The sequence below is a fragment of the Streptomyces sp. W16 genome (genome assembly GCF_033194735.1).
Classification (GTDB): domain Bacteria; phylum Actinomycetota; class Actinomycetes; order Streptomycetales; family Streptomycetaceae; genus Streptomyces.
In genome coordinates this window covers 1-12,716 of the sequence record NZ_JAWOAI010000027.1, presented here as the reverse complement: position 1 = coordinate 12,716, position 12,716 = coordinate 1, and the positions used below count along the sequence as shown (strand labels likewise).

The window sequence follows — 12,716 nt, the reverse complement described above, 5'->3', positions numbered from 1 at the left end:
TCAGCCCTTGTTGGCGCCCAGGGTGAGACCGCTGACGAACTGGCGCTGGAGCGCGAAGTACACCACCAGGGTCGGGATCGCGGTGAGCAGGGCGCCCGCGGCGACCAGGTTGGGGTCGGTGAAGTACTGGCCGGAGAGGTTGTTCAGGGCGGAGGTGATCGGCATGTTCTCGCCGGTCGAGATCAGCACGATCGCCCAGAAGAAGTCGTTGTAGATCCAGATCGAGAGCAGGGTGCCCAGGGCCGCCATCGCCGGCTTGCACAGCGGGAGGACGATCTGCCAGTACTGGCGCCAGACGGACGCGCCGTCCACCAGGGCCGCCTCGGTCAGCTCCTGCGGCAGCATCCGCATGTAGTTGCTGAGCACGAAGGCGCAGAAGCCGGACTGGAACGCCACATGGATGAGGACCAGGCCGAGCGCGGAGTCGTAGAGCTTGCCGCTCATCGTGATGCCGGGCAGGTCGATCAGCAGGTACAGGCGGTACAGCGGGGTGATGATGACCTGCTGCGGCAGCAGGTTGCCGGCTGTGAACACCAGCAGCAGCGCGATGTTGAAGCGGAAGTCGAACCGGCTGACGTAGAACGCGACCATCGACGCCAGCAGCAGCGTGAGCAGCACGGCCGGGACCGCGATGATCACCGTGTTGACGAAGTAGTGCGTCATGTCGGACTGCTGGTACGCGTTCTTGAAGTTGTCGAAGTTCAGCTTGTCCGGCCAGGAGACGTACCCCTTGTTGCTGGTCTCCGAGTACGGGCGCAGGGCCGCGTAGACGGCCCACAGCAGCGGGGCGAGCCAGGCCAGCGAGGTGACGACGAGGAACGTGTGCAGCAGGACCCGGGCGGGGCGGAGCGGGGTGCGCTGCTTCACGCCGAGTGCGGCGGTGGGGGTGGTCATGCGCGCCGCTCCTTCCGGAAGGTCGCGATCAGGTACGGAATGATGACCACGAGGGAGATGACCAGCAGGACGACGGCGATCGCCGACCCGTAACCGATCCGGCTGGACTCGCCGATGATGTTGTTGGTGATCAGGATCGACAGCAACTCGGTGCCCTGGGCGCCCTTGTTGAAGACCCACACCAGGTCGAAGGCGCGCAGCGACTCGATGATCGTGACGACCAGGACGACCGTGTTGGTGGGGCGCAGCGTCGGGAAGATGACGTTCTTGAACGTCTGCCACTCGTTCGCGCCGTCCAGTGCGGAGGCCTCCCGCAGCGACGGGTCGACGCCCTTCAGACCGGCCAGGTACAGGATCATCATGTAGCCGGCGTGCCGCCAGGACGCGGCGATCAGAACGGCCCACAGGTTGAGCTTGGGGTCGCCGATCCAGTCGATGTAGTGGCCTGGCTTGTTGGCCCCGATGAGGCTGTTGATCAGGCCGGTGTCCGGGTTGTAGATCAGCTGCCAGACGAAGCCGGTGACCGCCAGCGACATCACGACCGGCAGGAAGAACGCGGTCTGGTAGACGCGGCTGAAGCGGATGTTCTTGTCCAGCTGCACGGCCAGGAACAGGCCGAAGGGTGTCGGCAGCAGGATGAGCACGACGAACCAGATGACGTTGTGCTCTAGGGCGGGCCAGAACTGCGGGTTGTCGGTGAACAACTGGCGGAAGTTGTCCAGCCCGACCCACTTGATCGAGTCGAAGCCGATGCCGTCCCAGCTGGTGAAGGCCAGGGCGATCGAGGCGAGGGCGGTGACCCAGACAAGGGCCACGTGCAGGACCGTCGGCACGCCCGCCATGAAGGCGAGCGTGATGCGGTCACGGCGGGTCAGCAGGCGCTTGGCGCCCTTCGGGACCCGCTTCTTGGCAGGCGCGGGGCCCGGAGGCGGAACGGCTTCCGCCTCCGGGCTCGTCGTAGTCGTCTCGGAGATCATGAGGAGGCGAAGATCGTCTTCTTCTGGCGCTCGATCGAGGACAGCAGACTGTCGACGCCCTTGGGGTTCTGGAGGAACTTCTGCAGCCCGGGCTGCATCACCGTCGAGGTGAAGTCCGGCCGGGAGTCGCGGTCCATGAACTGGGTGAGGCTCTTGGCGGCGCCGATCATGTCGAACGCCTTCTTCTGCAGCGGCGAGTACGCGGCGGTGGAGGCCTTGCTGGAGGCGGCCACCACGCTCGGGTCGGTCTTGAGGTACAGCTCCTCGGCCGCCGGGCTGCCCAGGTACTCCATGAGCTTCACGACACCGTCGTGGTTCTTCGGGGCCTTGCTGACCATGAAGCCGTCGGTGGGCGCCTCGACGGTGTCCTGGCCGTACGCGGAGTTGATCTCCGGGAAGGCGAAGAAGTCGAGGTCGTCGAGGTCGGCCTTGTTGGTGAACTGCTGGGCCACGAAGGAGCCGAGGAGGTACATGCCGGACTTCTTCGACACCACGCCCTGGGCGGCGTCCTGCCAGGTGCGGCCCATGAAGCCGTCCTGGTGGTACGGGAGCAGCTCGGCCCAGTGGTCGAAGACGGCCTTGACCTTGGCGTCGGTCCACGACTCGGTGCCCGCCATCAGCGCCTTGTGGAAGTCGTAGCCGTTGAGGCGGAAGTTGATCTGGTCGAAGGTGCCCATCGCCGGCCAGGCGTCCTTGTCGCCGAACGCGATCGGGACCAGGCCGTCCTTCTTCATCTGCTTGCAGAGCGCGACCAGCTGGTCCCAGGTGGTGGGGACGGTGTAGCCCTTCGCCGCGAAGACGCTCTTGCGGTAGAAGATCGCCCACGGGTACGTGGTCAGCGGCACGAAGTAGTACTTGCCGTCCTCGCCCTTGCTGAGCTTCTTCATCGCGTCGGGGAAGTTGTCCCCGATCTTCGCCCACACGTCGTCGATCGGCGTGGCGAGCTTCTTGGCCGCGAAGAACTGCATGCGGTACCCGGCGAACCAGTTGAACACGTCGTCCGGGGTGCCCTGGAGGTAGGAGTTGATCTGCTCCTGGAAGGTGTTGTGGTCCTTCGTGTTGACCTTGACGGTAATGCCGGAGGTCTTCTTGAAGTCCGCGTAGACGCTCGCGAACGCCTTCTTCGGCACGGCGTCGGACGCGTTGGACCCGAGCGTCACGGTCTTCGAGTCGGACCCGCTGCCGCTGCTGCCGCAGGCGCTCAGCAGGGGGATACCGGCCCCGAGGACGGCGGCGCCGCCTATGCCGCGCAGGACGGAACGGCGGCTCGCGGCGGGGAGGGAGAAGTCGGGCATGAACGGCTCCTGACGGACAGGGTTCGGCCGGAATGCGCCACGCCCCAGGTCGTCGTAACCGACCAGAAACCAACGCGACCAAACACGGTGGCGTAATAACAGTCCCATGTCTGGTCATGCGTCAACACCCGCCGCCTTCATTTGTCGAAACGTAATCGACACGCGCGAGCAAGAGAAGCGGACGTACAGCCGAGTGGCCATACGTCCGCTGCGGGGCGACTGGGGCCGCGGGAGCCGCGAGGGGCCCCTGGGCCACATGGGGCGACTACTGCAAGGCGGAGAAGGCCTTGGAGAACGCGGACGGGGCCTGCAGGACCGAGCTGCAGGTCGCGTCCGCGGTGGGCTTGGTCCCGCCGGCGCACTGCTTGTCGCGGGTCGCGGACCACATCGAGACGCCGCCCAGCCCCTTCGCCTTGGCGAAAGCAACCAGCTGGGTCGCGTCGTCGACCTTGAAGACCTCCGATGAAACGTCGTTGACACCGATCATCGGCGTGACAGAAATCGCTTTCCATGCAGCGCTTTCAGAGAGCCCGAGAACACTCTTGACTTGGGCCTGAGTAGCTGTAGCCGCTTGCTCTGAGTACGTTCCCATATCCCCGCTGTACGCCGGTCCGTAGTCCATCGCCATGATGTTGACCGTGCTGATCCTGACGCCGTTGGACTTGGCGTTGGACAACAGATTCACACCGTCCTGGGTCAGCCCCTCGGGCATCACCGGGAGCGTGTAGGAGACGTCCAGGTTCGAGTGCTGCTGCTGGAGCTTGGCTATCGCCTGGGCGCGGATCGTGTTCGCCGCCGTGTTGGGCAGCGCGCCGCCCTCGATGTCGAAGTCGACCTTCGTTAGGCCATACGCGTCCACGACCTTGCCGTAGGCCGTCGCCAGCGCGCTCGCCGAACCGCAGGTCGTCGCCAGCTCGGAGCCGGACGCGCCGCCGAAGGAGACCCGCACGTCGCCGCCCTTGGCGCGCAGCGCGCCGATCTGGGAGGCCACGCCGTCGCTCGCGAGGTCCGTCACCCCGCCCCACTTCGGGGTGCAGCCGCCGCCGTCGGTGATGAAGGCGAGGTTGTAGTTCTTCACGCCGGTCGCGGTGACGTTCCCCAGCAGGTCGAAGGCCGGGTAGAGGGAGGTGTCGACGTAGGGGGCGAAGCCTCCGGCGGCCGTCGTGCCGGTGCTTTGAGAAGGCGAGGGGGTGGGGGTCGGGGTGGGCGTGGGCGTCGGCTTGGCGGTGGGGGTCGGCGTGGCGGTCGGCGTGGGCGTCGGCGACGAGGTCGTCGGGCGGCCCGTCGGCTCGGGGGTCGCGCCGCCGTCGGCCGAGCACTTGGCGTTGTCGATGAGACAACTCGTCGGCTGGCCGGTGCCGTTGACCACGAAGCCGACCGTGACCGACTCGCCGGCCGCGAGACCGTCCGTGTCCCACTTCGGCGGCTTCACGGTGACGCGCTGCCCGCTCACGCTCGACTCCGCGTTCCACAGCGAGCTCAGCTTCGAACCGGACGGCAGGTCGAACTCCAGCGTCCAGTCCTTCTTGGTGGCACCGGTCGTGTTCGTGACGACGTACTGCGCGGTGTACCCCGTCGACCACTCGCTGGTCCTGGTGTAGGCCGCGCCGACGCTCGCCGCCTGGGCGACTCCGGTCAGTAGGATCGCGCCGCCGCCGACCACCGCCGCGGCGACCACTCCGCCGATCACCTTGTTTCTCTTGCTGATCCTGCGCCGGTGGGTGCTCATCGCGTGCCTGCCTTCGCCGTACGGGGGTGGGGTGCGGCAGCACGCTAGCGATCCGGAACCGGGCAAAACGCCTGATCCGGGCGGGGGTCGGCGATCTTAGGGCGCGCTTAAGGAAGGGATCGGGAACGGTTAAAGGTAGAGACCAATCTGCCGCGCCGACGCCGTCGTACGGCCCCTCGATGTCCCTTGCGCTCCGGCTCCCGCCCGTCCAGCTGGATCCAGATCCGCACCTCCGTGCCGCCGAGCATCGAGGAGCCGATCCGGACGTCCCCGCCCGTCGACTCGGCGAGCCTGCGCACGATGTCCAGGCCGAGCCCGGTCGACCCGTCACTGCCGGAGCCGCGCCCGCGGGCCATGGCCGCCTCGGGGTCCCGTATGCCGGAGCCCGCGTCCGAGACGAGCATGATCACCGCGTCCTCGCTGTTGTGCACGTCGACCGCGAAGGCCGTGCCCTCGGCCGTGTGCCGGAACACGTTGCCCAGCAGGGCGTCCAGGGCAGCGACCAGGTCGGCGCGGGCCACGGGTATCCGCACCGGCCGCTCCACCCCGGCCACCCGCACCTTGCGGCCCTCGTCCTCGGCGAGCGCGGACCAGAACCGCATCCGGTCACGCACCACCTCGGCCGCGTCACACCCGGCGCCGGGCCCGGCCGCCACGGTCTGCGGCTTGGCCTCGCGCGCGGTGCGGATGATCGTGTCGACCTCCCGCTCCAGCTGCGCGACGGCGGTCCGCGTCTGCTCCGCGGCCGGACCGTCCCCGAGCGAGGCCGCGTTGAGCCGCAGCACGGTGAGCGGCGTACGCAGCCGGTGCGACAGGTCGGCCGCCAACTCCCGCTCATTGGCCAGCAGTTGTACGACCTGGTCGGCCATGGAGTTGAACGCGACCGCGGCCAGCCGCAGTTCGGTCGGCCCTTCCTCGGGCACCCGCGCCCCCAGCTTCCCCTCCCCCAGTTCGTGCGCGCCCTCGACCAGGCGCTGCGCGGGCTGCACCATCCGTACGCCCAGCCGGTCGGCGACCGCGACGGACCCGACGATCAGCGCGATGCCGACCCCGGCGAGCACCGCCCAGGCCGTACCGACGCCGTTGCTGACCTCCGACTCCGGGACGAACACCTCGACGACGGATATCTCACCGGAGCTGAGCGCGACCGGCTGGAGCAGGACGGAACCGCCGGGCACCTCGGTGGTGGAGGCGCGGCCCAGCTTCCGCACCGTCGCGATGTCCTTGCCGGCGGCGCGCTGCAGCCCGATGTCGACGGCGGCCTTCCCCTCCCCGGCCGGTATGTGGACGGCCATCCCGGAGTCCGTGCCCGCGGAGGCGACGACCTTCTCCAACTGGTCCCGGTCGGTGGTGATGGACAGCGCGGGGGCGACGGCGGCGGCCTCCCGCTCGGCGTTCGAGAAGGCGCGGTCGCGGGCCATCTCCTTGATGACCAGGCCGAGCGGCACCGCGAAGGCGACGACGACCATGGCCGCGATCGCCAGACAGACCCTGACCAGTGCCCACCTCATCGCAGCGGCTCCGCTCCCGGTGGCTCCAGCTTCACGCCGACACCGCGCAGGGTGTGCAGATAGCGCGGCCGGGCCGCCGTCTCCCCCAACTTCCGGCGCAGCCAGGACAGATGGACGTCGATGGTCTGGTCGTCGCCGTAGGACTGCTGCCACACCTCGGCGAGGAGTTCCTTGCGCGGTACGACGACTCCGGGCCTACCCGCCAGGAAGGCGAGGAGGTCGAACTCGCGGCGGGTGAGGTCGAGTCGGACGCCGTCCAGGTCGGCCTGGCGGCGCAGCGGGTCGACGGTGAGGCCGCCGACGCGGATGACCGAGGACGGGGGCGCCTCACCGGTGGTGGCACGGGAGCGTCGTAGAACGGCGGACATGCGGGCGGACAGATGGTCCACCGAGAAGGGCTTGGTGAGGTAGTCGTCCGCGCCCGCGTTCAACAGGCGGACGATCTCCGTCTCGTCGTCCCGCGCGGTGGCGATGATCACAGGGACATCCGTGATCCCGCGCAGCATCTTCAGCGCCTCGGACCCGTCCAGGTCGGGCAGTCCGAGGTCCAGGATGACCACGTCGAAACGGAAATGGGCGACCTCGCGCAGCGCCTCAAGTGCCGTACCGACACTGCGCACCGTGTGTGCGGCGTCGGTCAGATGCCGGATGAGGGCCGAGCGTACGAACTGGTCGTCCTCGACCACGAGCACACTTGCCATGCGCCGCACCGTAGCCCATGCGGGCGACCCGTATCCGGGCCTGTGGACAACTCCCGCATGTGGACAAAGCCATGGCCATCGCCGGGACACCCGTGGGGCGCGTGAGGCAGTATGGCCGCGATGCCCAGAGGACTCGTCAACGGATTCGTGCACGTGCTGGCCTGGCTGCTCGCCACCGGCGCGGCGGTCACGCTGTCCTGGTGGGGCGTTCACACGGTCATGACGGGTACGGCCTACGACCCGCCGCGCGCCCTGCCCATCACGGCGGCCGGCGCGACCGTGCAGGAGCCGACGCCGCCCGCCGAGCCGACCGTACGGGCCGAGTCGGTCCCGAGCCCGTCGAGCACCCCGACACCGACCCGCAGCCCCAGCCCGACCCCCACGAAGACGGCGACCGCGAGCCCTTCCCCCTCCGTCTCCACCTCCGGCCAGGTCAAGAGCTACGACACCGACGGCGGGCGGGTGGTGCTCGAACTCGACACCGATCCGGCCTACGTGACGCTCGTGTCGGCGACGCCGGGTACGGGCTGGTCGATGCAGGTGTGGAAGACGGACTCGTGGCTCCGGGTGGAGTTCACCAAGGGCACGGGCAAGGTGTCGGTGATCTGCACCTGGCACGACGGGGCACCGCGGGTGGATGTGGGGAACTACTAGCGCCCGGGCGGGCCGGGCCACACGGGCCCGAGAAGTGAAAGCCAACTACATATTGACAGTCGACTCCCATTTGGAAGTAGCCTCTCATTAGGTTGCTGCCTTCTGGGAGGTCCGCATGTCCGCACCACCCCCTCTGCCCCCTCTGTTCTCGTCTCCCCGCCGCTGGCTCGCGCTCGCCGCGCTCACCCTGAGCGTGCTGATCGTCGGCCTCGACGGAACCGTCATCAACGTCGCCCTGCCGACCATCGCGGGCCAACTCCACGCCGACAGCGCCCAGTTGCAGTGGATCGGCGGCGGCTATCTGCTGACCCTGTCCGTGGCGATGCTCCCGGTCGGCCTGCTCGGCGACCGCTACGGCCACAAACGCCTGCTGCTGTCCGGCATCACGCTCTTCGGACTCGCCTCGCTCGGCGGGGCGCTCGCCACCTCGACGACGCAGGTCGTCGCGGCCCGCGCGGTCCTCGGTCTCGGCGCCGCCGCGATCACCCCGCTCTCCATGGCGATCCTGCCGCGCGTGTTCGCCAAGGAGGAACTGCCCCGGGCCATCGCCATCTGGACCGCCGCCACCGCGCTCGGAATGCCGGTCGGCCCCCTGGTCGGCGGCTGGCTCCTGAACCACTTCTGGTGGGGCTCGATCTTCCTCTTCAACGTCCCCGTAGCCGCCCTCGCCCTGACAGCAGGCCTCTGGCTGCTACCGCGCGACAGGGCCCGCGCTCCGGAGACACCCGCCTTCGACACCCTCGGCACACTCCTGGGCGGCCTCGGCATCACGACTCTCGTCTACGGCACGATCCTCATCCCGCAGCTCGGCTGGACGCACGCGCGCGTGGCCGTCCCGCTCGCCGCCGCGGCCGTACTGCTCACCGCCTTCGTCCTGCGCGAGCGCCGCCACCCGCACCCGATCGTCGACCTGCGGCTCTTCACCGACCGCCGCTTCCTGTGGGGCACCCTGATCGCCGTCTTCGTCAACTTCGCGGTGATGGGCATCCTGTTCGTCGTCCCGCAGTACCTGGAGGCGGTCCTCGGCAACGACGCCTTCGGCACCGGACTGCGCGTACTGCCCCTGATCGGCGGCCTGATGGCGGCAGCCGCGGCGAGCGAACCCCTGGTCCCGCGGCTCGGCGTCCGTACGGTCATCCCCTCCGGCCTGCTCGTGCTCGCCGCCGGTGCCCTGCTCGGCGCGACCTCGGACGGCTCGACCGGCTACGGCTTCACCGCGCTGTGGCTCTCCCTCACCGGCCTCGGCTTCGGACTCGCCGTCGTCCCCGCGACCAGCCTGGTGATGGGCTCGCTGCCCACCGACAGCACCGGTTCGGGCACCAGTCTCTTGGAGACCGTGCAGCAACTCGGCGGCGTCCTCGGCGTGGCCGGCCTGGGCAGCCTCCTCGGCTACGGCTATCTCGCCCGCGTCCGCACCGACGGACTCCCGGCCCAAGCGGCGCACACGGCCCGCGACTCGGTCTCCGGCGCCGACGAGGTGGCCCGGCAGCTGCACGACACGGGCCTCGCGAACTCAGCGCACGAGGCCTTCGCGCACGGCATGAACCTGGTGCTGACCGCCTGCGGCTCGATCTCCCTGCTCGCCGCGGTGCTGGCCCTGCTCTTCCTGCCCGGCCGCGCCACCTGCTCCCGGACGGTGGCCCGCTCCCCACGCGAACACGCAGAATCGGTGGCATGACGACGCACGAGACCTCCGCCGCCCCCCTCGGCCTGCGCGAGCGCAAGAAGCGGCAGACCCGCGAGCGCATCCGCCGTGAGGCCTACCGCCTCTTCGCCGAGCACGGGTACGAGACGACCACGGTCGACCAGATCGCGGACGCGGCGGAGGTCTCGCCGAGCACGTTCTTCCGGTACTACCCCACCAAGGAGGACGTGGTCATCCAGGACGAGTACGACCCCGCGCTCGCCGAGGCCCTCCGCGCGCGCCCCGCCGGCGAACCGATCGTCGACGCGATCCTCAACTCCCTGAAGGGGCCGCTGGGTCGGATGCTCGACCAGGACCGCGAGGACCTGCTCCTGCGCACCCGCATCACCTTCACCGACGCCGCGATCCGGGCCCGCAACGTGGTCGAACAGCAGCGCAGCGAGGAGGTGATCGCCGCGATCATCGCCGAACGCACCGGCCGCGCCGCCACCGACCTGGAGATCAAGTGCGCGGCGGCGGCCATCATCGCCGTGTTCACGACGCTCGTACGGCACTGGGTGGAGGGTGACGGGCAGGAGGATCTGGCGGAGCTGTACCAGCGCCATCTGCCGCTGCTGGCACGGGGGTTGGACTTCTGACCGGTCGGGCCGGATTTTCGAACTCAGCGGAACACGGACGGCGGCGGTGCCGGTGAGGCGACCGCCGCGGCGTCCGTCACCGGTACGGCGCCACCCGTGAAGTCGGTGAGTTCGCGGCCGTGTTGGACCCGGCCCGGATGCGGGTCGGAGGCCGCGCGCCGGGTGAGTTCGGCGAGGGGCAGCGGGTGGTCGGAGGCGACGAGGACCGCGTTGCCGAACCGTTTGCCGCGCAGCACGGTCGGGTCTGCGATCAGCGCGAGTTCCGTGAACCGGGCGGCCACAGTGGCGATTTGACCGCGGAGATGGGCGAGCGGGGGTCCGTCGGCGAGGTTGGCGGCGTAGATCCCGCCGGGTCTCAGCGCCCGGCGCACCTCGTCAAGAAACTCAATCGAGGTGAGGTGGGCGGGCGTCCTGGCCCCGCTGAAGACGTCCGCGACGACGAGGTCCGCCCAGCCCTCGGGCAGTTTCGCGAGTCCCGCGCGGGCGTCGGTGGAACGCACCCTGATCCGTGCGTTCGGGTCCAACGGCAGCTCGCGACGGACCAGTTGGACGAGCGCCGCGTCGAACTCGACGACCTGCTGGGTGGATCGGGGGCGGGTGGCGGCGACGTACCGGGCGAGGGTGAGGGCACCGCCGCCGAGGTGTGCGGCCTGGATCGGCTTGCCGGCCGGTGCGGCGAGGTCGATGACGTGGCCGATGCGGCGCTGGTACTCGAAGAACAGATACGCCGGGTCGTCGAGGTCGACGTAGGACTGCGGCGCCCCGTCGATCAACAGGGTCCAGGCCCGCGCACGGTCCCGGTCGGGTATCAGCTCGGCGAGCCCGCCGTCGACCGCCTCGACGACGGCTTCGGCGGCACCGGCACCACCTCGCCGGGTGTTCCTGGACTTTCCCATTGGGCCATTATCGGCGGGCGGGGACGGTCCGGCGCGTCCGGCACCGACGCCCACTGTCCGGCACCGGCGCGGAACACTACCGACAGCCGTCCGCCGCCTCGATCAACCGGGCCGCCTCGTCCAGTGCGGCCCGCAGGACCGCCGGGTCGGTCGCGAGGGCGGCGTCGCCGGGGGGCAGCAGCCAGTCGGAGCCCTCGACCGGGGGTTCGGGGTCGGGGGCGAGGCGCAGGCCCCGGCCGTTGGTCTCCGTACAGGTGCTGCCCGGGACGTCCCAGGCCGCGGCCGTGCCCGGCGGGACCAGGAAGCCGAGGGTGTCACCGCCGTCGTCGTGCAGGACGGGGCCGACCCCGTCGCCCGCACCGCGCCGCAGGATGTCGACCGCCTCCAGACCCTGCCGCGTCGGCACGGTCACCAGATCGCAGGCGGAGTCCGCGAACGGTGGCGCACTGCACTCCGCGCTCGGCATTCGAGGATCGACGCTCTGACTGGTCTCCATCCCGGTCTCCACCACGGAACCCCTCCTTGGACGAGCGGGTCGGGAGTCGGGTGGCTCCCGGATCCATGGAGTTCAACGCGTCGAAGCGTCAACGGCTACGGCACAAGTCCGCCGCAAAGGATGGCAGTTCATGGCAGATCCCGGATGAGATATCCGGTTTGTAGCCAAACCCTGCGTGGCGGGTCGTGCACAGCGGGTACGTTCTTGCCCGCTGGAAACAGGGCGTCACTCACACAAGTCACCCTGAATCCGGCATGGTTCGACGGTTCGCACGAGAGGACCCGGCCATGGCGTCGTCAACGGTGCTCCCGCCCCAGTTCCCCCAACCACCGAGACCAAATCTCGCCTTCCGGCGGCTGCGCGGACAGCGCTCACCGGCGGAGTTCGCCTCGGCCGTACGCCGGTCCGCCCGCGAGATCGGCGAGCGGGTCAGCTGCGACGCGCGCTACGTCGGCCGCGTCGAAGCCGGTGAGATCCGTTGCCCCAACTACGCGTACGAACGGGTGTTCCTGCACATGTTCCCCGGCCGCACGCTCGCCGACCTCGGCTTCGCGCCCCGCTCGTCCGTACGCGGACGCGGGGCGCGCACCGCCGAGGACACGCCCCCCGCACACCTCACGAGCCCGGAATACACCCCGGGCGAGACGGGTGGACCGGATGAGACGCAGGGGGCGTACGAGCCGTATGACACACCGGACCCGTACGACACGCACGAGAACCACGAGGAGAGCGACGTGCTGCGTCGCGCATTCATGAGGGGCGGCACCGTCACGGTGGCCGCCGGCACGCTGGGCCCGCTGGGGCTCACTCTGGACGCCGTGGCAGCGGAACGTTCCGTCCGCCGTCCCGGTACGAGCGAGGCGGGCGCCCTGGAAGAGGCCGTCCGCAGAATCCGGCTGCTCGACGACCGGCACGGCGCCGACGGCCTCTACCGGCGCGCGGCGGCCCCGCTGCGCGCCGCCTACGCCCTGCTCGACGCGGGCACCACCCGGCAGTCGGTCGCCGAGCGACTGCACTCCGGAGCCGGTGAACTCGCCATCTCGGTGGGCTGGCTGGCCCACGACTCCGGCCGCTTCGACGACGCCCGCTCGCACTACGCGGAAGCCCTCGCCACGGCCCGGATGACGGGCGACGCGGGCCTTGAGGCACACGCCTTCTGCAATACGGCGTTCCTCGCGCGGGACGCCGGACGCCCGCGCGAGGCGGTACGCGCCGCACAGGCCGAGCAGCGCGGCGCCCGTCCCGTGGGCTCGGCCCGTCTGATGTCGCTGCTCGCGCTG

At 69.7% G+C, this 12,716-nt stretch carries 12 protein-coding genes; 4 read left to right on the top strand and 8 right to left on the bottom strand.

What is annotated here, in order from left to right; all coding sequences use genetic code 11:
• From R6V09_RS05955 to R6V09_RS05930, 6 genes are all read right to left on the bottom strand, one after another.
• The gene (locus R6V09_RS05955) at positions 1–894 is read right to left on the bottom strand and encodes a carbohydrate ABC transporter permease (protein ID WP_317880264.1); all 894 of its coding nucleotides are present in this window, start codon (positions 892–894) and stop codon (positions 1–3) included.
• Positions 891–1,871, bottom strand: a complete 981-nt coding sequence (locus R6V09_RS05950) for a carbohydrate ABC transporter permease (protein WP_317880263.1) — start codon at positions 1,869–1,871, stop codon at positions 891–893. Before R6V09_RS05950 ends, R6V09_RS05955 begins: the two co-directional genes overlap by 4 nt.
• Positions 1,868–3,166, bottom strand: a complete 1,299-nt coding sequence (locus tag R6V09_RS05945) for an ABC transporter substrate-binding protein (protein ID WP_317880262.1) — start codon at positions 3,164–3,166, stop codon at positions 1,868–1,870. Before R6V09_RS05945 ends, R6V09_RS05950 begins: the two co-directional genes overlap by 4 nt.
• Before the next feature lie 265 nt (positions 3,167–3,431).
• Entirely contained in the window at positions 3,432–4,895 is a 1,464-nt protein-coding gene (locus tag R6V09_RS05940; RefSeq protein WP_317880261.1) for a glycoside hydrolase family 18 protein, read from the bottom strand.
• 107 nt (positions 4,896–5,002) lie between these two features.
• Positions 5,003–6,406 carry a sensor histidine kinase gene (locus tag R6V09_RS05935; protein WP_317880260.1) on the bottom strand — a complete coding sequence of 468 codons (1,404 nt, stop codon included), beginning with the start codon at positions 6,404–6,406 and terminating at the stop codon, positions 5,003–5,005.
• The gene (locus tag R6V09_RS05930) at positions 6,403–7,107 is read right to left on the bottom strand and encodes a response regulator transcription factor (protein ID WP_317880259.1); all 705 of its coding nucleotides are present in this window, start codon (positions 7,105–7,107) and stop codon (positions 6,403–6,405) included. Before R6V09_RS05930 ends, R6V09_RS05935 begins: the two co-directional genes overlap by 4 nt.
• Before the next feature lie 111 nt (positions 7,108–7,218).
• On the opposite strand from R6V09_RS05930, the gene R6V09_RS05925 reads away from it, so the two are divergent.
• The 3 genes from R6V09_RS05925 (at position 7,219) to R6V09_RS05915 (ending at position 10,044) form a co-directional block, all read left to right on the top strand.
• Entirely contained in the window at positions 7,219–7,761 is a 543-nt protein-coding gene (locus R6V09_RS05925; protein ID WP_317880258.1) for a hypothetical protein, read from the top strand.
• A 115-nt stretch (positions 7,762–7,876) separates the two neighbouring features.
• Positions 7,877–9,439: an MFS transporter gene (locus tag R6V09_RS05920; protein ID WP_317880257.1), complete on the top strand. Its 1,563-nt coding sequence runs from the start codon at positions 7,877–7,879 to the stop codon at positions 9,437–9,439.
• Positions 9,436–10,044 (top strand): acyl-CoA-like ligand-binding transcription factor, encoded by a 609-nt coding sequence (locus R6V09_RS05915; protein WP_317880256.1) that lies wholly within the window; start codon positions 9,436–9,438, stop codon positions 10,042–10,044. Before R6V09_RS05920 ends, R6V09_RS05915 begins: the two co-directional genes overlap by 4 nt.
• A 23-nt stretch (positions 10,045–10,067) precedes the next feature.
• Here the strand turns inward: R6V09_RS05915 and R6V09_RS05910 are convergent, their stop codons facing one another.
• Both R6V09_RS05910 and R6V09_RS05905 read right to left on the bottom strand, forming a co-directional pair.
• Positions 10,068–10,940, bottom strand: a complete 873-nt coding sequence (locus R6V09_RS05910) for a spermidine synthase (RefSeq protein ID WP_317880255.1) — start codon at positions 10,938–10,940, stop codon at positions 10,068–10,070.
• Positions 10,941–11,016: 76 nt separating this feature from the next.
• Complete coding sequence (locus R6V09_RS05905; RefSeq protein WP_317880254.1) at positions 11,017–11,451, bottom strand: hypothetical protein; 435 nt, start codon at positions 11,449–11,451, stop codon at positions 11,017–11,019.
• A 272-nt stretch (positions 11,452–11,723) separates the two neighbouring features.
• On the opposite strand from R6V09_RS05905, the gene R6V09_RS05900 reads away from it, so the two are divergent.
• The coding region (locus R6V09_RS05900; RefSeq protein ID WP_317880253.1) for a hypothetical protein at positions 11,724–12,716 on the top strand (993 nt) is incomplete at its 3' end.